The sequence below is a fragment of the Achromobacter sp. ACM02 genome (genome assembly GCF_014851605.1).
Lineage (GTDB): Bacteria > Pseudomonadota > Gammaproteobacteria > Burkholderiales > Burkholderiaceae_B > Achromobacter > Achromobacter aegrifaciens.
This window is the reverse complement of the sequence record NZ_JACUZY010000001.1, coordinates 576,583-597,014: the sequence shown is the minus strand read 5'-3', so window position 1 is coordinate 597,014 and position 20,432 is coordinate 576,583. Positions and strand designations below refer to the sequence as shown.

Annotated in this window: 18 protein-coding genes; 17 read left to right on the top strand and 1 reads right to left on the bottom strand. The window is 68.3% G+C overall.

Translation table 11 applies throughout. The annotated features are described in order from the left end of the window. Positions 1-244: 244 nt before the first annotated feature. The 16 genes from IB258_RS02755 to IB258_RS02680 all read left to right on the top strand — a co-directional run bounded on the left by IB258_RS02755 (position 245) and on the right by IB258_RS02680 (position 17,607). Positions 245-979, top strand: coding sequence for a FadR/GntR family transcriptional regulator (locus IB258_RS02755; protein ID WP_054454472.1), 735 nt, complete (start codon positions 245-247; stop codon positions 977-979). 178 nt (positions 980-1,157) lie between these two features. Further along, the gene (locus IB258_RS02750; protein WP_192352098.1) at positions 1,158-2,663 is read left to right on the top strand and encodes an ABC transporter substrate-binding protein; all 1,506 of its coding nucleotides are present in this window, start codon (positions 1,158-1,160) and stop codon (positions 2,661-2,663) included. An 85-nt stretch (positions 2,664-2,748) separates the two neighbouring features. Next, positions 2,749-3,666 (top strand): ABC transporter permease, encoded by a 918-nt coding sequence (locus tag IB258_RS02745; protein WP_175213352.1) that lies wholly within the window; start codon positions 2,749-2,751, stop codon positions 3,664-3,666. After that, on the top strand, positions 3,663-4,532 hold the full coding sequence (locus IB258_RS02740; RefSeq protein WP_054454479.1) for an ABC transporter permease: 870 nt from the start codon (positions 3,663-3,665) through the stop codon (positions 4,530-4,532). The genes IB258_RS02745 and IB258_RS02740 overlap by 4 nt, the downstream gene beginning before the upstream one ends. 4 nt (positions 4,533-4,536) lie before the next feature. Further along, complete coding sequence (locus IB258_RS02735; protein WP_175180920.1) at positions 4,537-5,535, top strand: ABC transporter ATP-binding protein; 999 nt, start codon at positions 4,537-4,539, stop codon at positions 5,533-5,535. Then, the gene (locus tag IB258_RS02730; protein ID WP_054454483.1) at positions 5,532-6,344 is read left to right on the top strand and encodes an ATP-binding cassette domain-containing protein; all 813 of its coding nucleotides are present in this window, start codon (positions 5,532-5,534) and stop codon (positions 6,342-6,344) included. Before IB258_RS02735 ends, IB258_RS02730 begins: the two co-directional genes overlap by 4 nt. Beyond that, the gene (locus tag IB258_RS02725; RefSeq protein ID WP_192352097.1) at positions 6,341-7,477 is read left to right on the top strand and encodes a YncE family protein; all 1,137 of its coding nucleotides are present in this window, start codon (positions 6,341-6,343) and stop codon (positions 7,475-7,477) included. The genes IB258_RS02730 and IB258_RS02725 overlap by 4 nt, the downstream gene beginning before the upstream one ends. A 34-nt stretch (positions 7,478-7,511) precedes the next feature. Next, on the top strand, positions 7,512-8,507 hold the full coding sequence (locus tag IB258_RS02720; protein ID WP_054454487.1) for a DctP family TRAP transporter solute-binding subunit: 996 nt from the start codon (positions 7,512-7,514) through the stop codon (positions 8,505-8,507). After that, positions 8,507-8,986, top strand: a complete 480-nt coding sequence (locus tag IB258_RS02715) for a TRAP transporter small permease (RefSeq protein WP_054454489.1) — start codon at positions 8,507-8,509, stop codon at positions 8,984-8,986. Before IB258_RS02720 ends, IB258_RS02715 begins: the two co-directional genes overlap by 1 nt. 4 nt (positions 8,987-8,990) lie before the next feature. Next, entirely contained in the window at positions 8,991-10,274 is a 1,284-nt protein-coding gene (locus IB258_RS02710; protein ID WP_088157399.1) for a TRAP transporter large permease, read from the top strand. Further along, positions 10,271-11,200 carry a CoA ester lyase gene (locus tag IB258_RS02705; protein WP_054454493.1) on the top strand — a complete coding sequence of 310 codons (930 nt, stop codon included), beginning with the start codon at positions 10,271-10,273 and terminating at the stop codon, positions 11,198-11,200. Before IB258_RS02710 ends, IB258_RS02705 begins: the two co-directional genes overlap by 4 nt. Then, the gene (locus IB258_RS02700) at positions 11,197-12,909 is read left to right on the top strand and encodes a thiamine pyrophosphate-binding protein (protein WP_192352096.1); all 1,713 of its coding nucleotides are present in this window, start codon (positions 11,197-11,199) and stop codon (positions 12,907-12,909) included. Before IB258_RS02705 ends, IB258_RS02700 begins: the two co-directional genes overlap by 4 nt. Before the next feature lie 17 nt (positions 12,910-12,926). Then, the gene (locus tag IB258_RS02695) at positions 12,927-14,174 is read left to right on the top strand and encodes a Zn-dependent hydrolase (protein WP_192352095.1); all 1,248 of its coding nucleotides are present in this window, start codon (positions 12,927-12,929) and stop codon (positions 14,172-14,174) included. Next, positions 14,171-15,667, top strand: coding sequence for an aldehyde dehydrogenase (locus IB258_RS02690; RefSeq protein ID WP_192352094.1), 1,497 nt, complete (start codon positions 14,171-14,173; stop codon positions 15,665-15,667). Before IB258_RS02695 ends, IB258_RS02690 begins: the two co-directional genes overlap by 4 nt. 187 nt (positions 15,668-15,854) lie before the next feature. Then, positions 15,855-16,847 (top strand): tripartite tricarboxylate transporter substrate binding protein, encoded by a 993-nt coding sequence (locus IB258_RS02685; RefSeq protein WP_119451503.1) that lies wholly within the window; start codon positions 15,855-15,857, stop codon positions 16,845-16,847. 16 nt (positions 16,848-16,863) lie between these two features. After that, the gene (locus IB258_RS02680) at positions 16,864-17,607 is read left to right on the top strand and encodes a class II aldolase/adducin family protein (protein ID WP_054454502.1); all 744 of its coding nucleotides are present in this window, start codon (positions 16,864-16,866) and stop codon (positions 17,605-17,607) included. Here IB258_RS02680 and IB258_RS02675 read toward each other — a convergent pair. Further along, the gene (locus IB258_RS02675; protein ID WP_192352093.1) at positions 17,595-19,301 is read right to left on the bottom strand and encodes a thiamine pyrophosphate-dependent enzyme; all 1,707 of its coding nucleotides are present in this window, start codon (positions 19,299-19,301) and stop codon (positions 17,595-17,597) included. The two genes, IB258_RS02680 and IB258_RS02675, sit on opposite strands and share 13 nt — an antisense overlap. Before the next feature lie 161 nt (positions 19,302-19,462). Here IB258_RS02675 and IB258_RS02670 point away from each other — a divergent pair, with 161 nt between their 5' ends. Beyond that, positions 19,463-20,422: a LysR family transcriptional regulator gene (locus tag IB258_RS02670; protein ID WP_192352092.1), complete on the top strand. Its 960-nt coding sequence runs from the start codon at positions 19,463-19,465 to the stop codon at positions 20,420-20,422. Positions 20,423-20,432: the final 10 nt, after the last annotated feature.

The window sequence follows — 20,432 nt, the reverse complement described above, 5'->3', positions numbered from 1 at the left end:
GTCCCGCCGCGGACGCCGGCCGCAAGTCCGCTGCCGTGGCGCAAAAGCCGCGCTAGTGGTTTTCCCTAGAAATGGAAAAGCCCGGTTCACAAGCCGGGGCGCCTCCGGTACATTTCGTCCAGTGGCCTGACCACTGGGCCACTAGATATCCAGGCACCCTCGGTGATCGCCCGGGGGGCATGCAAGACAAAGCCCGGGCAGACCCATTACCCTCTACATCCCGACCATTCATCCAAACGCAACAATGACCTCTCTCCAGGCCGTCGCCTCCACCCGCCTCTACCGCATGATTGCCGACCAGATCGCCGCGCGCATCAAGGCGGGCGACTTCCCCGCGGGCGGGCGGCTGCCGGCAGAGCGCGAACTGGCTGAACAGTTGCAGGTCAGCCGCGCCTCGGTGCGCGAGGCGCTGATCGCGCTGGAAATCGAAGGCTATGTGGAAGTGCGCGTAGGCACGGGCGTGTTCGTGAACCCGGCGCGCGAAGACGGCCAGTACCTGTCGCCGCAGCAGGCACCGGTTGCCGCCAACGGCGTCGAAGCCACCGACATCGGCCCCTTCGACCTGCTGGAAACCCGTTTGCTGCTGGAACCCGAGTGCGCGGCCCTGGCGGCGCAGAAGGCATCGCCCGCCCAGATCGCGGCGATCCGCGCCGCGCACGAAGGCATGTCCCTGACCGAATCGCCCAGCGTGCACGACCGCGCCTTCCACAGCGCGATCGGCGCGGCCTGCGGCAACGCCGCCCTGGCGGCGGCAATTTCCCATATCTGGCACCTCAGCACGCTGAGTCCCGTATTCAACCGTCTTGAAGAGCACTTCGTGACCACCAAGGTGTGGAGCGAAGCCCAGCAGGAACACGAACGCATCCTCGCGGCCATTTCCGACCGCGATCCCATCCGCGCGCGCCACGCCATGCACGACCACCTGGTCGGCATCCTGGCCCGCCTGCGGGAAGACTTCGGCAGCGCTGGGATCCGATGATTTGATGAACGCCTGAACCCCGGCCTGAACGCCAGGCCCCTCCCCTTACCGACAGAACAAGCACCGCCGGCGCAGAACGCGCCGCCTGCGGCAAGGGGAGCGGCTTGCCCGCCGATACGCAAACAGCAGTTCCGCAGTACCCGTAAGTCCCATACCTAAAACACATCAAGGTGAAAACATGCAGCTGACCCGTACCGTGAAGCTTTTGAGCGCGGCGCTATTGGCGCTTGGCGCCCATGCCGCCCAGGCCAACAAGGCTGACAACTCCCTCAACATCGCGTTCGACGCGGCGCCCGCCACGCTGGACGCCTACAAGGAATCGGACCGTCCCGGCCTGGCGCTGGCGCGCATGGTGTTCTCGGGACTGCTGCAGAAGAACCAGGACACGGGCGAATTCGGTCCGGCCATCGCCACCGGCTACAAGTTCGTGGACGACACCACGATCGAACTGCCCATCCGCAGGGACGTAAAGTTCCATGACGGCTCGTTGCTCACCATCGACGACGTGCTGTACACCCTGAACCTGGTGTCATCCGAAGGCTACAAGGCGCGCTTCCAGAACCAGGTGGCCTGGATCGCCAAGGCCGAAAAGGCTTCCGACGATACCGTCCGCATCAAGATGAAGACGCCGTACCCGCTGGCGCTGGAAATGCTGTCGGAAAACCTGCCGATCTATCCGCGCAAGTACTACGAGGCCAACCAGTCCGACATGGGCGCCAAGCCCATCGGCACCGGCCCCTACCGCCTGGTGGAAAGCCAGCCCGGCAGCCGCTACGTGTACGAGCGCTTCGAGGACTACTTCGGCCCCAAGCCCGCCGTGCAGAAGCTGGTGGTGCGCGTGCTGCCGGACGCCAATACCCAATACGCCGAGATGTTGTCCGGCGGCCTGGACTGGATCTGGCGCGTACCGCCGGACGTGGCCAAGCGCATGGAAAAGCAGCCGGCCGTCACGGTCAAGAGCAGCAGCATCATGCGCATCAGCTACATCTCGCTGAACCCGCGCGCTGACGACGGCAAGTCGCCGCTGGCCAAGCAGGAAGTGCGCCAGGCCATCAACTACGCCATCGACCGCGAAGCCATCCGCAAGGCCCTGGTAGGCGGCGCCTCCAAGGTGATCAACGCGGCCTGCAACCCGGCGCAGTTCGGCTGCGCCGCCGACGTGCAGTCCTACAAGTTCGACCCCGCCCGCGCCAAGCAGCTGCTGGCCCAGGCCGGCTACCCCAACGGCGTGACGCTGGACCTGGTGATCTCTGCCCCGCCGCGCGCCATCCTGGACGCCGCCGCCGCGCAGATGGCGCAGGCCGGCATCAAGCTGAACCTGGTCGAACAGCAGTACGGCACCGCCATGACCAACTGGCGCGAAGGCAAGATCGCCATGCTGTCGTCCAACTGGGGCTCCTACGGCATCGCCGACGCGGCGCTGTCGACCAGCAACTTCTTCCGCGGCGGTCCGGACGACCAGGCGCGCAACCCGGAAGTCATCAAGTACCTGGAAACCGCCGACACCTCCGTGGACCGCGAGCTGCGCGCCAAGAACTACGCCGCCGCCCAGAAGATCGTGGCCGAACAGGCCTACTGGGTGCCGCTGTGGAACCACTCGCTCAACGCGGTGCAGTCCAAGGACCTGAACTTCTCGGTCGACGGCGACGAGTTCCCGCGTTTCTACAAGGCCCGCTGGAACTGACCGGCGCCGCCGGCGCGGCCCCGTTCCCACGCCCGGCCGGGCGGGAGCGGCGGCCTCTCCGGCGCATTCCGTCATAGGTAGCCCCATGATTGCATTCCTGTTCCGCCGCCTGATTGTGTCCGCGCTGCTGGTGGTGTTCGTCTCGCTGATCAGCTTCTCGCTGGTGTTCGCTTCCGGCAACCCGGCGGCGCGCCTGGCCGGTGAAGGCAGCGCCGCCGACGCGGCCCGCCTGGCGCAGCTGCACGGCTTCAACGACCCCATCCTGGTGCAGTACGGCCGCTGGCTGGCCGGCGTCGCCCGCGGCGACTTCGGCGACAGCCTGTACTTCAGCCGCCCGGTGGCCGAACTGCTGACCCAGCATTTCCCCGCCACCGCCAAGCTGGGCCTGGCCGCCATGCTGTTCGCGCTGCTGCTGGCGATACCGCTGGGCGTGATCGCCGGACTGCGCCGCGGCTCGCTGATCGACCGCGCCACCATGCTGCTGTCGGCCTGCGCCCAAGCCATGCCGCCGTTCTGCCTGGCCTTCCTGCTCATCATCCTTTTCAGCGTGCGCAACCAATGGCTGCCGGCCTCGGGTTTCGACAGCTGGAAGCACTACGTGATGCCGGTGACCGCGCTGGGCCTGTTCGCCATGCCGGCAATGCTGCGCCTGATGAAGTCCGAGATGGAAACCGTGCTGGCCACCGACTACATCCGGACTGCGCGGGCCATGGGCCTGGGCGGCCCGAGCGTGGTGCTCAAGTATGCGTTGCGCAACGCCCTGCGGCCGCTGGTGTCGCTGGCCGCGGCCCAGATGGGCACGCTGCTGGCCGGTTCCGTCGTCATCGAGACCGTGTTCGCCATCAACGGCGCGGGCCTCCTGGCCTGGACCTCGATCCTGCGCGGCGACTTTCCCACGATGCAGGCGCTGATCCTGATCTTCGCCCTGATCTACATCGTCCTGACCCTGGTCGCCGACCTGATCAACGGTTGGCTCGACCCCCGCGTGCGAGTTTCCTCATGAGCAGCGTCATCGCCTCCTCCTTTCCCGTCCGCTCGCGCGGCGCACGCGCGGCCCGCCTGGGCCGCAACCTGGGCCTGGCCGTGCTGGCGCTGCTGGTGCTGGCCGGCCTGCTGGGCCCCTACCTCGTCCCGCACGACCCGTACACGCAGGACCTGCTGGCGCGGCTGCAAGAGCCCGTCTGGGGCGAAGACGGCAGCTGGAACCATATCCTCGGCACCGACCAGCTGGGCCGCGACGTGCTGGCGCGCGCGCTGTACGGCGTGCGCGTGTCGGCGCTGATCGGCCTGTCGGTCGCGCTGATGGGCGGGCTGATCGGCACCACGCTGGGCGTGGCCGCCGGCTACTTCGGCGGCGCGGTGGATCGCGCCGTGTCCTTCCTGATCACCGCGCGCCTGGCGCTGCCCATCATCCTGGTGGCGCTGGCGGTGGTGTCGGTGGTGGGCGCCTCGCTCACCGTGGTGGTGCTGGTGCTGGGCCTGTTGCTGTGGGAACGCTATGCGCTGGTGGCCCGCACCATGGCGGCCGGCCTGCGCAACGCCGAGTTCGTCACGGCCTCGCGCCTGCAGGGCTGCACCCATCTGCAGATCATCTGGCGCGACATCCTGCCCAACCTGGTGGGCAACCTGCTCATCATCGGCACCGTGGACGCCGCCATGGCGATCACGCTGGAAGCGTCGCTGTCGTTCCTGGGCCTGGGCGTGCCGGCGCCGATGCCGTCGCTGGGCCTGATGATCGCCGAAGGCAAGGAGAACATGCTGTTCCAGCCCTCGCTGGTGGTGATCCCCAGCGTGGTGCTGTTCGTGCTGGTGTTGTGCGTGAACCGCGCGGGCGAATCGCTGCGTGCCGTGCAAATGAAGAAGGGCTGACCCCATGACCGATACCAGCCATCCCCTGCTGCGGGTCCAGGATCTGCACATCGACATCCAGACGCCCACCCACGTCAAGCACGTGGTGCGCGCGGTGGACTTCAGCCTGGAGCGCGGCAAGACACTGTGCATCGTGGGCGAATCGGGTTGCGGCAAATCGTTGACCGCGCTGGCGCTGCTGGACCTGCTGCCGGCGGCCGCGCGCCGCCGCGTGGCGAAGCTGGAGTTCGCCGGCCAGGACTTGGCGGCGCTCACGCCGGCCGAACTGGCGCAGCTGCGCGGCGCGCGCATCGCCATGATCTTCCAGGATCCGATGACCTCGCTGAACCCGGTGTTCCCCATCGGCACCCAGCTGGTCGACGTGCTGCGCCGGCACAAGCGTGTCAGCCGGCGCGCGGCCGAGGAGCGCGCCGAATACCTGCTGCGCCGCGTCGGCATCGCCAATCCCCGCGACCGCATGCGGCAGTACCCCTTTGAACTTTCGGGCGGACTGCGCCAGCGCGTCATGATCGCAATGGCGCTCATGTGCGGTCCCGAGCTGCTGATCGCCGACGAGCCCACCACCGCGCTGGACGTCACCGTGCAGGCCGAGCTGCTGGACCTGCTGCGCGACATCCAGGCCGAGTTCGGTCTGGGCATGGTGTTCATCTCCCATGACATGGGCCTGGTGGCGCGCATCGCCGACCATGTCATCGTCATGTACGCGGGCGACATCGTCGAAGGCGGCAGCGTGCGCGAAGTGCTGGAGCAACCCAGCCATCCCTATACCGCGATGCTGCTGAACTGCATCCCCCAGCCCGGACGCACCGCGCCGCGCGCCGACCTGCCCACCATCGCCGGCGCCGTCCCCTCGCTGGACACCGCCATCCGCGGCTGCGCCTTCCGCGAGCGCTGCCCGGCGGCCGAAGCCCGCTGTGCCCAGCCCTTCCCCGCGCGCGTGCAGGGCGGACACCGCTGCCTGTGCATCAAACCCGGCGCCTTGCGCCTAGGAGCCACGGCATGAGCAGCCCGACCGCCACTTCCGCCAGCATCAGCCTGAACGCGCTGTGCTTCCAGTATGGCCGCGCCGGCCTGTTCTCGCGCCGGCCCGCGCCGCGCATCCTGCATGACATCGACTTGCACGTGCCCGCCGGCCAGACCATCGGCCTGGTGGGCGAATCCGGCAGCGGCAAGTCCACCATCGCCAAGCTGATGCTGGGCCTGTTGGCGCCGACCCAGGGCCAGGCGCTGCTGGACGGCAAGCCGCTGGCCGCGATGCCGGCCCGCGCCCGCGCCCGCCGCATCCAGATGGTGTTTCAGGATCCGTATTCCTCGCTCAACCCGCGCCGCACCATCAGCGAGATACTGACCGCGCCGCTGCGCACGCATGGCATCGGCAATGCGGCCTCCCAGGCCGCGTCGGTGCGCCGCATGATGGACGCCGTGGGCCTGGTGCCGGCCTTCGCCGCGCGCTATCCGCGCGAGCTGTCCGGCGGCCAGCGCCAGCGCGTGGCCATCGCGCGCGCCCTGATGCTGGAGCCGCAGTTGCTGATCTGCGACGAACCCACTTCGGCGCTGGACGTATCGGTGCAGGCGCAGATCCTGAACCTTTTGATGGAGCTGCAGCGCGAACGCGGCCTGGGCTATCTGTTCATCAGCCACAACCTGGCCGTGGTGCAGCACATTGCCGACGAGATCGTGGTGCTGCAAGGCGGCCGCGTGGTCGAACGCGGTCCTGCCAGCCAGGTTTACTTCGAGCCGGTCCACCCGTACACGCGGCAGCTCATCGGCGCCACCCTGGCGGTACCGCAGGCGCAGGAGCTCGCGGCATGACCACACCCGCCACCCGCCACCTGCTGCTGGTCGGCAACGACCAGAAAGTCACCTGGGACGACGGCCAGATCCGTTTCCTGGCCCCGGGCAATGACAGCCTGTGCGTCTACGACGCCGGCGCGAATCCCGCCGCGCCGGAATTGGTCGCCACCTTGTCCCTGCCCAACTCCCTGTTCGGCCCGCCGGTCAACCTGGCCGTCACGCCCGACCAGCGCCTGGGCCTGATCGCGGATTCGATGGATTGGCCCGCGCGCGCCGACGGCGCCGGCTGGCAGCCCAAGCCGGGCCGCGGCCTGTACGTGATCGACCTGCAAGCCAGCCCGCCCGCCATTGTGCAGCGGCTGGAGGTCGGGTTGCAGCCCTCCGGCCTGTCCATCAACCGCGCCGGCACGCTGGCGCTGGTGGCCAACAAGGCCGGCCGCTCGGTGTCGGTGCTGCGCATCGCGGGCAAGCGCGCCGAGGTCTGCGGCGAAGTGGACGTAGGCACCCCTGTGGTGGCCGTTTCATTTTCCGCGGACGGCCGCCGCGCCTTCGTGGTCAAGACCGACAGCCATCGCCTGGGCGTGCTGCGCATCGACGAGAGCGGCGCGGCCCCCATCGTGACCCACGATCCGGCCGAGGACCTGACCACCGGCCTGGTGCCGTTCAACCTGGTGGTGTCGCCCGACGGCGCGCTGGCGCTGGTGGTGGACATGGGCAGCCCGACCGCGTCGGACGGCCACGCGGATTCGGTCAGCGTGGTGGACCTGCGCGCCGATCCGCCGCGCGTGATCGACCGCGTCATGGTCGAGGACGGCCCCGAAGGCATCGCCATCAGTCCCGACGGCCGCCATGCCGCGGTCGCCATCGTGCAAGGTTCCAACAACCCGTCCAGCGTCTGGTTCCACCACCCGCGCGGACAGATCGTATTGCTGCGCATCGACGGGCAGTCCGTGACCCGCGCCGGCGCCATCGAAGTCGGCGCGCTGCCCGAGGGCCTGGCCTTCAGCCCCGACAGCCGCTACCTCTATGTCGGCAATTTCCTCGATGCCGAAATGCAGGTTCTGGCCGTGGGCGACCACGGCCTGAGCGACACCGGCACCCGCATCGCCCTGCCCGGACGGCCCGCTTCGATGCGCGCCCAATCCTACTGACCCTACCCATCCCCCCTGCTCCCGGAGTTCCGCCATGACCACCGCTCCTCAAAAGAAACCGGCCCTGCTGGCCGCCGCCCTGCTCGCCCTCGCCGGCCTCGCGCCGTTGTCGGCCCACGCCCTGGATATCAAGCTCGGCCACGTGCTGGCGCCCAGCCACAGCTGGAACAAGGCCGCCGAAGGCTTTGCCGCCGAGGTCAAGGAAAAGACCGCCGGCCGCGTCAATTTCGTGCTGTTCCCCAGCGGCCAGCTGGGCAATGAAAAGACCATGCTCGAAGGCCTGCAGATCGGCAGCCAGGGCGCGGCCATCATCGGCTCGGGCTCGCTGCAGCCCATCGAACCCAAGTTCGGCGTGGTCGAGCTGCCCTATACCTGGTCGACCTCGCAACAGGCCTACAAGGCCTTCGACGGCGAACTGGGCGAGGCGCTGGCCAAGCTGGCCGACAAGAAGAACCTGACCATCATCTCGTGGTGGGAAAACGGCTTTCGCCACGTCACCAACAACCGCGGCGCGGTGGCCAAACCCGCCGACCTGGCCGGCCTGAAGACCCGCGTCACGCCCGACAAGATGCGCCTGGACACCTTTACCGCGCTGGGCGCCAACCCCGCGCCGCTGGCCTTCGGCGAACTGTATTCGGCCCTGCAGCAGAAGGTGTTCGACGCCCAGGAGAACCCGCTGTCCATCATCTACACCTCTTCCTTCTTCGAGGTGCAGAAGTACCTGTCGCTGACCGGCCACGTCTGGGGTCCGGCCAACCTGATCATCTCCAAGCCGGTGTGGAACCGCCTCTCGGCCGAGGACAAGAAGATCGTGCAGGCCGCCGCCGACAAGTGGCGCGACGCCCAGCGCCAGATGATCACCGACGGCGACCAGCAATACATCGCCCAGCTGAAGGACAAGGGCATGCAGGTCAACGAAGTCGACAAGGCCGCCTTCGCCGCCGCGGTGGAGCCGGTGTGGAAAACCTACTCGGTCACCTACGGCCCCGAGCTGATGGCGCTGGTGCAGAAGTACCGCGAGGCCAAGTAATGCTCAACCGACTGTCCGCGATCCTGTCGGGCATCAGCAAGGCCTTCGCCGCCCTGGCGGTGGCCTTGCTGGCGATCCTGATCTCCTACGTGGTGTTCGCCCGCTTCGTCACCCACACCACGCCGCACTGGGCCGAGGAACTGCCGCGGCTGGTGCTGGTGTGGTCGGCCTTCATCGGCGGCGTCGTCTGCAGCCATGAGCGTTCGCACCTGATGGCCGGGCTGCTGCCGTTCGTGGTGCGCAATCCCCGGATCCTCAACGCCTTTGAACGCATCAACCAGGCGCTCATCATCGTCGGCCTGGCGGCGCTGGGTTATGCCGGCTGGCAGCTGGCCGAGCTGACCATGGACCAGACCCTGCCCGCGCTGGACGTGTCCGCCGGCACCGTCTACCTGGCGCTGCCTTTCGCCTGCGCCATCACCATCGTGGTGCACCTGGCGCAGCTGTTCTCTTCCGCTCCCGCCGCTGCAAAGGATTAACAAGATGTCTACGGGTGCTCTCTTCCTGATGGGCGTGTTCACGATCACGGTGCTGATCGACATGCCCATCGCTTTCGGCCTGGTGCTGTCCTGCCTGGCCTATCTGGCGGTCTTCGACTCCGCGCCCATGATGGTGGCGGCGCAACAGTATGTGGTGGGGCTGGACAGCTTCACGCTGCTGGCGATTCCGCTGTTCATCCTGGCCGCGCAGCTGATGAACGGCGCCGGCCTGACCCAGCGCATCGTGCGCCTGTGCGCCGCCATCGTCGGCGACATCAAGGGTGGCCTGGCGGTGGTGGCCGTGCTGGCCTGCCTGATGTTCGGCGCGCTGTCCGGTTCCGGCGTGGCCGACGTGGTCGCCATCGGCAGCCTGCTGCTGCCCGCCATGGCCCGCAGCGGCTACGACAAGGGCTTTTCCTGCGCCCTGGTCGGCAGCGCCGGCGCGACGTCCACCATCATTCCGCCCAGCATCGTGCTGATCGTCTACGGCACCATCACCGACACCTCGGTGGGCAAGCTGTTCGTGGCCGGGATCATTCCGGGCATCCTGCTTGGGCTGTCGCTGATCGGCGTGGCGATCTGGCAATCGCGCAAGCACAACTGGGCCGGCGGCCAGCCGTTCAGCTGGCCGGAACTGCGCGCCGCCGCCGTCGACGCCCTGCCCGCGCTGATGGTGCCGGTGCTGATCATCGGCGGCATCCGCTTCGGCATCTTCACGGCCACCGAGGCGGCCTCCAGCGCCATCATCTACGCCTTGCTGATCGGCTTCTTCTGGTATCGCACGCTGAGCCTGAAGTCGCTGTGGGACAACCTCAAGTCCACCGGCGAAAGCAGCGCATCCATCCTGCTGATCATCGGCGCGTCGGGCCTGTTCGCCTGGGTGCTGGTGGCCGAGCAGGTGCCGCAGGCGCTGTCCACGCTGCTGGTCGAATGGACCGACAGCAAGACCGCCGTGCTGCTGGTGCTGACCGTGGTGCTGCTGCTCCTGGGCACTTTCATGGAAGCGATCCCGGTCATCATCATCGTGGCCCCGGTCGTGATGCCGGTGCTGGCGCACTACAACATCGATCCGGTGCACTTCGGCATCCTGCTGTCGATCAACATGGCCATTGGCGCCAACACGCCGCCCGTCGGGGTCGACCTGATGGCCGCGTGCAAGATCGGCGGCATCAACATGATGCAGACCCTGCGTCCTCTGTCCTGGATGATGCTGGCCATGACCGCGGTCATGCTGCTGCTGACTTTCGTACCTGAACTGGTGCTGTTCCTGCCGAGGCACGTGCAATGACCCCTATTACCCCCTCCCGCCGTCCCCCCTTCCTGCGCCGCAGCTGGATGTTCGTGCCCGGATTCGACCCCAACGCCCAGGCCGACGGCCTGGCCAGCGGCGCCGATGCGCTGGTCGCGGACCTGGAAGAGTTCACCGCCCCGGCGGACCGGCCAGCCGCGCGCCCCATCATCGCCGAACTGTTCGGCCGCTGCCGCGCCCTGGGCGTGGTGGCCGCGGTGCGCATCAACAAGCTCGAAGACGACGGCCTGGCGGACCTGCGCGGCGTGATGCCGGGCGCGCCGGACGCGGTGTTCCTGCCCCACGCCGAAAGCGCGGCGCAGATCGCCGCGCTGGACCAGGCGATCACCGCGCTGGAAGCCGAACTGGGCCTGCCCGCCGGCAGCACCGAGATCGTGCCCACGCTGGAGTCCGCGCTGGGCGTGCACCGCGCCTATGACATCCTGACCGCCAGCCCGCGCGTGTCCGCCTGCCTGCTGGCCGCCGAGGACCTGACCGCCAGCCTGGGCGCCGAACGCGGCAAGGACGGCATCGAACTGCATCACCTGCGCGCCCGCTTCCTGCTGGATTGCACGGCGGCCGGCTGCCTGCCCATCGACTGCCCCTTCAACTACCGCGACATGCCGGCGCTGGAAGCCGATGTGCGCTGGGCCCGCCGCATGGGCCTGAAGTCCAAGTGCGCCACCGTGGCCGACCAGGTCAAGCTGATCCACGCGGTGTTCACGCCCGCCCCGGACGAAGTCATGGCGGCCCATGATTGCGTCGCCCGCTATGAAGCCCAGCGCGCCGGCCGCCACGACGCCGAGCGCATCGATCCGCCTGTCTACAACACCGCGCGCCGTCTGTTGGCGCGCCATCACCAATTCGAACGATGGGCCGCCGAGCGCCGCGCGCAGGCCGTCCCGCAACAAGGAGACTCCGCATGACGTCAGCAGCAATTCCCGAACGCAATGGCGGTCAGATCCTGATGCAGCAGCTGCGCATCCATGGCGCGCGCCGCGTGTTCATGATCCCCGGCGAAAGCTATCTGCCCTGCATCGACGCGCTGAACGACCACACCGATGCCATCGAGGCCATCGTCTGCCGCCAGGAAAGCGGCGCGGCCTACATGGCCGAAGCCTATGGCAAGCTGACCGGCGAACCCGGCATCTGCTTCGTCACGCGGGGCCCGGGCGCCACCAACGCCAGCATCGGCGTGCATACCGCCTTCCAGGACTCGACCCCGATGATCCTGTTCGTGGGCCAGGTGGGCAACGACTTCATGGAGCGCGAAGCCTTCCAGGAAATCGACTACCGCCGCATGTTCGGCCAGATGGCCAAATGGGTGGCGCAGATCGACCGCACCGACCGCATCCCCGAGTACATCTCGCGCGCCTTCGCAATTGCCACCAGCGGCCGTCCCGGCCCCGTGGTGCTGGCGCTGCCCGAGGACACGCTGTGGGGCCGCGCCCGCGTGGCCGACCTGCCGCGCTACCCGCGCGTGCACAGCCACCCCGGCACCGCCGACCTGGCCCGCATGACCCAATTGCTGGACGCTGCCGAACGTCCCTTCCTGCTGCTGGGCGGCAATGGCTGGCACCAGACCGCCATCGACCAGATCGCCGGCTTCGCCGAACGCTTCGAGCTGCCGGTAGGCACGGCCTGGCGCCGCCTGGAGTGCTTCGACCAGCGCCACCCCAACGCCGCCGGCCACGTCGGCTGGGCCATGACGCCCGAGCTGCGCCAGCGCCTGCACGACGCCGACCTGGTGCTGGCCGTGGGCACGCGCATGGGCGAGGCCACGACCGAAGGGTATACCGTCATCGAAAGCCCGCTGCCGCGCCAGCAACTGATCCACGTGTATCCGGACGCCGCCGAACTGGGCCGCGTGTTCTCGCCGACCCAGGCCATCGTGGCGGACGTGGCCAGCTTCGCCGCCAGCGTGGCGGGCCTGGTCCCCGGCCACAAGACGGCGCGCGGCGAGGCGGTGCGCGCCGCGCACCAGGAACTGGTTGACAGCCTTGCGCCGCTGCCATCGCCCGGGCCGATGAGCCTGGACCAGGCCGCCGCCTACGTCGACGCGCACGTGCCGGCCGACGCCTGCATCACCGTGGGCGCGGGCAACTATGCGCTGTACCCCCACCGCTACCGCCGCTATGCCGGCCCCGGCACCAGCCTCACGCCCACCGTGGGCTCCATGGGCTACGGCCTGCCGGCTGCGATCTCGGCGAAGCTGGAAGACCGCAAGCGCACGGTGGTCTGCTATGCCGGCGACGGCTGCTTCCAGATGAACATGCAGGAACTCGGCGTGGCGCTGCAATACCGCCTGGGCGTGGTGGTGCTGGTGTTCAACAACGGCATCTGGGGCACCATCCGCGCGCACCAGGAACGCGAGTTCCCGGCGCGCACCATCGCCCTGTCCTTCGAGAACCCGGATTTCACGCAGATCATCCGCGGCTACGGCGGCTACGGCGAAGCCGTGGAAGACACCGCCAGCTTCGGTCCCGCATTCGAACGCGCGCTGGCCTTTGCCGAACGCGAAAACATGCCGGCCCTTCTGGAAATCCGTTACGACGCCAATGGCATTTCGCCGGGCGAAACCCTGATGGGCATCCGCGAAGCCGCACTGGCCCGCAATGCCGCCGCCAGCCACTGACACAGAGGAACTCCAACATGACGACGATATCGATCAACGGACAGCGGCTGTGGCAGTCGCTGATGGACCTGGCGCAGATCGGCGCCACGGCCAAGGGCGGCAACTGCCGCCTGGCACTGACCGCGCTGGACGGCCAGGGCCGCGACCTGGTCACCGGCTGGATGCGCGATGCCGGCATGACGCTGCGCGTGGACCAGGTGGGCAACATCTTCGCCCGCCGCGCTGGCCGCAACAATGACCTGCCGCCGGTCATGACCGGCAGCCATATCGACACCCAGCCCACCGGCGGCAAGTTCGACGGCTGCTATGGCGTGCTGGCGGGCCTGGAGGTCATGCGCAGCCTGAACGACCACGGCGTGGTCACGGAGGCGCCGCTGGAAGTCGCCATCTGGACCAACGAGGAAGGCTCGCGCTTCGTGCCCGTGATGATGGGTTCGGGCGTATTCGCCGGCAAATTCCCGCTGGAAGTGGCGCTGACCGCGACCGACCGCGACGGCAAGTCGGTGGCCGACGAGCTGGCAGCCATCGGCTATGCCGGCACGGACCCCGTGGGCGGCCGCCCGGTGGGCGCCTATTTCGAGGCCCACATCGAACAAGGCCCGATCCTGGAGCATGAAGAAAAAGTGGTTGGCGTGGTGACCGGGTCGCTCGGCCTGCGCTGGTACGACGTGACCGTGACCGGCATGGAAATGCATGCCGGCCCCACCCCCATGCCGATCCGGCGCGACGCGCTGTACGCCTCCAGCTTCCTGCTGCAGGCGGTGGTCGACATTGCCAACGATAACCAGCCGCATGGCCGCGGCACCGTGGGTGAAATCCACGCGCACCCCGGTTCGCGCAACGTCATCCCGGGCCAGGTGCGTTTCACGGTGGACCTGCGCCACGAGGACGAGGCCACGCTCACCCGCATGGACCAGCGCTGGCACGAAATCTGCGCCGAAATCGCCCAGCGCCACAACGTGGAAGTGGACGTGAAGCACGTGCAGTACTTCCCGCCCACCCCGTTCGACCCGGACCTGGTCGGCAAGGTGCGCGACGGCGCCGCGCGCCGCGGCCTGGCCGCCATGGACATCGTCACCGGCGCGGGCCACGACGCGGTCTACATGGCCGCCGTCACCCCTACCGCCATGATCTTCGTGCCGTGCAAGGACGGCGTCAGCCACAACGAGATCGAGGACGCCAAGCCCGCTGACCTGGGAGCGGGCTGCAACGTGCTGCTCGACGCCATGGTGGCGCGCGCCAACGCCCAGGAGGTCCGCTCATGACCCAGGACGCCGCCTACTGGCGCGCCCGCGCCGCCGCGCTCGCCTTCAATGGCCAGGCCTACATCGACGGCGCCTATTGCGACGCGGCCGATGGCGCCACCTTCCCCGCCACCAGCCCGATAGACGGGCGCAAGCTGGCCGACGTGGCGTCTTGCGGCGCGGCCGACGTGGACCGCGCCGTGCAGGCCGCCCGCCGCGCCTTCGAAGCCGGCGTCTGGAGCGCCTTGGCGCCGCGCCAGCGCAAGCAGCATCTGCTGCGCCTGGCCGCGCTGATCGACGAGCACCGCGAGGAACTCGCGCTGCTGGAAACGCTGGACATGGGCAAGCCCATCCGCGACGCGCTGGCCTTCGACGTACCCGAGACGGCGCGCTGCTACGCCTGGTACGCCGAGGCGATCGACAAGATCTACGACGAGATCGCCCCCACCGGCCCGGACGCGCTGGCCACCATCACGCGCGAAGCGCTGGGCGTGGTCGCGGCGGTGGTGCCGTGGAACTACCCGCTGATGATGGCCGCCTGGAAAGTCGCGCCAGCCTTGGCCGCCGGCAACAGCGTCATCCTCAAACCGGCCGAACAGGCCTCGCTGTCTGCCATCCGGCTGGCGGCGCTGGCCGGGGAAGCAGGCATCCCCGCCGGCGTCTTCAGCGTGGTGCCCGGCCTGGGCGCGCAGGCTGGCCAGGCGCTGGGCCTGCATCCCGATGTGGACTGCATCGCCTTCACCGGGTCGACCGCCACCGGCAAGCGCTTCATGGAGTATTCGGGACAATCGAACCTGAAGCGCGTGTGGCTGGAGTGCGGCGGCAAGTCGCCGCACATCGTGTTCGAGGACTGCCCCGACCTGGACCGCGCCGCTCAGGCTGCGGCCCTGGCCATCTTCTCCAACCAGGGCGAAGTCTGCATCGCGGGCTCGCGCCTGTATGTGCAGGACGGCATCTACGACGCCTTCATGTCCAAGGTCGCGGACTACGCCGCCCCCCTGCAACCGGGCGATCCGCTGGATCCCGCCACCGCCATGGGCGCCATGGTCGACGAACGCCAGATGCGCGGCGTGCTGGCCCGCATCGAAGCGGGCTCGGCCGAAGGCGCGCAGTTGCGCATGGGTGGGCGCCAGGCCCTGGGCGCCACCGGGGGCTACTACATCGAACCGACGATTTTCGATTGCGCCAGCCAGGACAGCAGCCTGGTGCGCGAGGAGATCTTCGGCCCGGTGCTGGCCGCGCAGCGCTTCGCCACCGAGGACGACGCGGTGCGGCTGGCCAACGATTCGATCTACGGCCTGGGCGCTGGGCTCTGGACTGCCAACCTGTCGCGCGCGCACCATCTCTCGCGCCGCCTGCGCGCGGGCCTGGTGTGGGTCAACTGCTACGCCGACGGCGACATCACCGTGCCATTCGGCGGGGTCAAACAGTCGGGCTTCGGCCGCGACAAGTCGCTGCACGCGCTGGACAAGTACAGCGACCTGAAGACGACCTGGATCAGCCTGACGGCTTGATCCCCTGGGCGGACGCCCGCGCGGCGTCCGCCATCCTTGCCATTTCGCGTTATCTGCTTGGCCGCCAGCGCCATTGAAGGCGGTGGGCCCTTGTGCGACCTTGAACGGCGACGGGCTGCCCACCGCGGTTCCGTTGCGGGCAGGCGCAGGCGCTCTCCCGCCATCAGAACAATGACTGGAGACTACGATGCGCAATGCGACAAGGCGAGCCGCGCTGGCCGCCATGCTGGCCGCCACAGCCTGGGCCGCAGCCGGGCCGGCTTGGGCGCAAGCCCCCTATCCCTCCAAGCCCGTCACGATCCTGGTCGGATTCCCGCCCGGCACGGCCACCGACACCGTCGCCCGCATGGTCGGCGACCGCCTGGCGCAGCGTCTGGGCCAGCAGTTCATCGTCGAGAACAAGCCTGGCGCGGGCGGCTCCATCGCCGCCGGCCTGGGCGCGCGCGCCAAGCCCGACGGCTATACGCTCATGATCGGCGCGTCCGCGCCGCAAGCCATCAACCCGCATGTCTATCCCAACCTGAACTACGACGCGCGCAAGGATTTCGCGCCCATCGGCCTGCTGACCTGGCTGCCCTACCTGTTCGTCGTCAGCCCCGACAATCCGGCCAACAACCTGCAGGACTTCCTCGCTGCCGTGAAGGCCAAACCGAACCAGTACACCTACGCCACCACCGGCGTCGGCACCACCAGCCATCTGGTGACCTCGGTGCTGCTGGCCAAGGCCGGCGCCAGCATGATCCACGTGCCCTACAAAGGCAGCAGCCAGGCGCAGACCGATATCGTGGGCGGGCGGACCTACGCCACCTTCGACACCATGGTGTCCTCGCTGGCCCTGGTTAAAGCCGGACGCCTGAAGGCGATCGCCGTCAGCACCCCTGAGCGGGTCGCGAGCCTGCCGGAGGTGCCCACCGTCGCCGAACAGGGCTACCCCGGTTTCGACATGGGCGCCTGGCTGGGCCTGATCGCGCCCGCCGGCATCCCGCCCGAGATCCAGCAGAAGCTGGCCGTCGAGGTCAACGCCGTGCTGGCAGACCCCGCCGTGCGCGACAAGCTGGCGGACCTGGGCGCCCAGGTCCGCACCACCGCCACGCCCGCCGAGTTCGGCGCGCTGATGAAATCCGAATACGAATCGTGGGGCAAGGTGGTCCGCGATTTCAACGTCAAGGCCAGCGACTGAACCGGAGACCCGAACCATGCAAAAAGCCATGAGCCCCGCGGAACGCGACACCCGCATTCAACTGGCCGCCTGCTACCGGCTGGTGTCCCACTTTGGCATGAGCGATCTCATCTACAACCACATCACCGCGCGCATACCCGGGCCCGAGGGCCATCTGCTGATCAATCCCTACGGCATGATGTACGACGAAATCACCGCTTCCAGCCTGATCAGGATAGACCTGGACGGGAACGTGCTGGACAATCCCGGCGAGTACGGCATCAACGCTGCGGGCTACGTGATCCACAGCGCCGTGCACGGCGCGCGCCACGACGTGCAATGCGTCATCCATACCCACACGCGGGCCGGCATGGCGGTATCGGCGCTGCAATGCGGCCTGCTGCCGCTGACCCAGACCGCCATGCGCTTCGCCAAGATTCCCTACCACGACTATGAGAGCGTGGCCATCGACCTGGACGAGCGCGCGCGCCTGGTGGCGGACCTGGGCCAGTCCGAGGCGATGATCCTGCGCAACCACGGCCTGCTAGCCGCCGGCCCGAGCATCGCGCAGGCATTCAACACACTGTATTGGCTGGAGATGGCCTGCAAGGCGCAGGTCGACGCCCTGGCCGCCAACCGCGAACTATGCGTGCCGCCGCCAGAGGTCGTCGAGAAGACCTGGCACCTGTATCAGCCGACAACGCGCCGCCCCTTCGGCGAACTGGAATGGCCGGCCATGGTGCGTCTGATGGACAGGAAGGATCCTGGCTACCGCGATTGAGTCCCTGCCTGGTCTCGCCCCAGAAGGTCGATGCCGGCCGCGCTGTCCGCGCCGTCCGGCAGGATCGCGGCGAGGCTGGTCTTGACCTCCACGAAGTACGGCGCGGCCGAGGCCAGCCCGCGGGCGATGGCCGCGGCCACCTGGTCCGGATGGGTGACATACTCGGTCTGCATGCCGAAGGCGCGCGCCATCATCGCGAAATCGGGACTTGCCAGATTGGTGCCCGCGTAGCGCCCGGGATAGGTGCGCGCCTGATGCAGGCGGATGGAGCCATAGCAATTGTTGTTGGAGACGATGAAGAACACCGGCAGTCCGCGCTCGGCCGCGGCCATCATCTCGTTGCCCGTCATCATGAAGCCGCCGTCGCCAACCAGGCACACCACCTTGCCATGCGGATTGCGCAGCTGCGAGGCAATCGCCGCCGGCGTGCCGTAGCCCATGGCGCCCGATTGCGAGGCCATCAGCCGTTGCGGGTAGACGAAGGGAAAGTGGCGATACACCGGCGCCGCGAAGGTGCCCGCGTCCAGGCAAACCATGAGGTCCGGCGGCGCCTGTTCGGCCAGCGCTCGCACCACCGACACGAAGGGCACGCCATCGTCGGCCTTTGGATCGGGCCAGGCGGCGGAGCGCTCGCGGATCGCGCGCAAGGATTCCGCCCAGTCCTCGCGCCCGCCACGGTCCGCCGCCGGCAGCGCGGCCAGCGCCTGCGCCGTAGCCACCGGATCCGCGATGATGCCCACGTCCGCCGCAAAGTGCTGGTTCACGAAATGCGCGTCGGCATGGCAATGCACCAGCGTCTGCGACGGCCTGGGATAGGCCGGAAACGTGTAGCCCTGGGTGGTGATGTCGCCCAGGCGCGTGCCCAGAGCCAGGATCAGATCGCTGGAATCGAACGCCTCCACCTGCGCGGGCTGCGTCGCCAGGTCCAGGTCGCCGGCGTACAGCGGATGCGTGTTGGGGAACAAGTCATGCTGGCGGAACGATACTGCCACCGGTATGCCGTGCCGCTCCGCCAGCTGCCGCAGCGCTTCGCGGCCGCCCGGCGCGTTGAAGGCGCCCCCGGCAATGATCAGCGGCTTGCGGGCGGCGTCCAGCAAGGCTTGCAGTCGCGCCAGCGCGGCGGGCGCCGGCTGCGCGGGACTGGCCGGCTCGGCCACCCAGTCCGGTTGCGGCACGCAGGCCTGCTGGACGTCTTCCGGCACCACCAGCACCACTGGCCCTGGCGTACCCGAAGTGGCCACGCGCAAAGCCTTGAAAGCGGCCCAGGCCACGTCCTCGGGCGCCGCCACCTCATGCACCCATTTGGCGATCGAACCGAACATCTTCTGGTAATCGATCTCCTGGAAGGCCTCCTTGCGCAGGTCCTTGCGCGGCACTTGCCCGATCAGCAGGATCAGCGGCACGCCGTCCTGCTGCGCGGCATGCACGCCGATGGCTGCATTCGCCGCGCCCGGTCCCCTGGACACCATGACCACGCCCGGGCGGCCCGTCAACCGGCCATCGGCGCACGCCATGAATGCCGCGCCCCCTTCGTGCCTGCAGGTCACCACGTCGATGCCGGCGAAATCGTGCAAGGCGTCGAGCACGCCCAGATAGCTTTCGCCAGGGACCAGGAAGACCCGGTCGATGCCGTTGCGGGCGAAGACCCCGAGCAAGGCGTGGGAAGACGTGTTCAGTTCGGCAGCAGGTGTCATGGAGGGCAGGAAACCAAGGGCAAGCGCGCAGGCGCGGGTCTGATACGCAGGAATTCTAGGGTGGCTGGCGGCAGGCCATGTAGGCATACTGTGCCTATCAGATATACAAAAAACGCACACAAGGAGGAGCCGCCCGCAAGCGCTGGCGGCGAGACATCGCGATGGACCTGCGCAAGATCGAAAACCTGATCCACGTGGCCGACTCGGGCAGCTTCTCCAAGGCCGCCTCGGTGCTGGGCATCGCGCAATCGGCGCTGGGCCGCCAGGTCAGAAAGCTGGAAGACGAATGCGGCTGCGCCCTGCTCTACCGCAACGGCCGCGGCGTGTCCTTGACCCCGGAAGGCGAGAAACTGCTGGATAGCCTGCGCCCCTTGCTGGCGCAAATGGCGCGGGTGGTGACCGAATTCCATGACGAGCAGAAATCGCCCTCCGGCCAGGTCACGCTGGGCCTGACGCCCACGCTGTCCCACATGGTCGGCATGCCGCTGGTGGCGGCAGTCTGGAAGCGCCATCCGCGCATCCAGCTCAACGTCATCACCGGCTACAGCGGCTATGTGCACGAATGGCTGGCCAACGCCCGCGTCGACATCGCGGTGCTGCACGATGCGCGGCGTTCCCAGCACGTGGTGGTCGATCCCCTGGCCGAGCTGGACTTGGCGCTGGTATCGCCCGCACAGAACCTGTCCCCCGCCGCGCGGGCCTTGCCCTCCATCGACTTCGCTCAGCTGGGCGATCTGCCCCTGGCGCTGCCCACGCGCAGCCATGGTCTGCGCCGCACGCTGGAACAGGCGGCAGCGCAGGCCGATGCGCCCCTGAATGTCGTGTTCGAAATGGACGCGCTGGAACTGATGAAGGAAATCGTCCTGAACGGACTGGCCCACACGGTGCTGGCCCTGCCTGCGGTGGTAGGCGAATTGAACAGCGGCCAGCTCGTCGCCCGCAGGATCGTCAATCCCGCCCTGTCCACCCGCCTGATGCTGGCTACCGCAGCGAACCGGCCGCTGACGCAGGCGGTGAAGATAGTGCAGGACATCCTGCGTGAATTGCTGCGGGACATGGTTGAGGCGGAGCCTTATCGGTCGTACATGCGGATGGCGGATGCGCGGTCGGCACCGCCATGAGGTTTTGCCG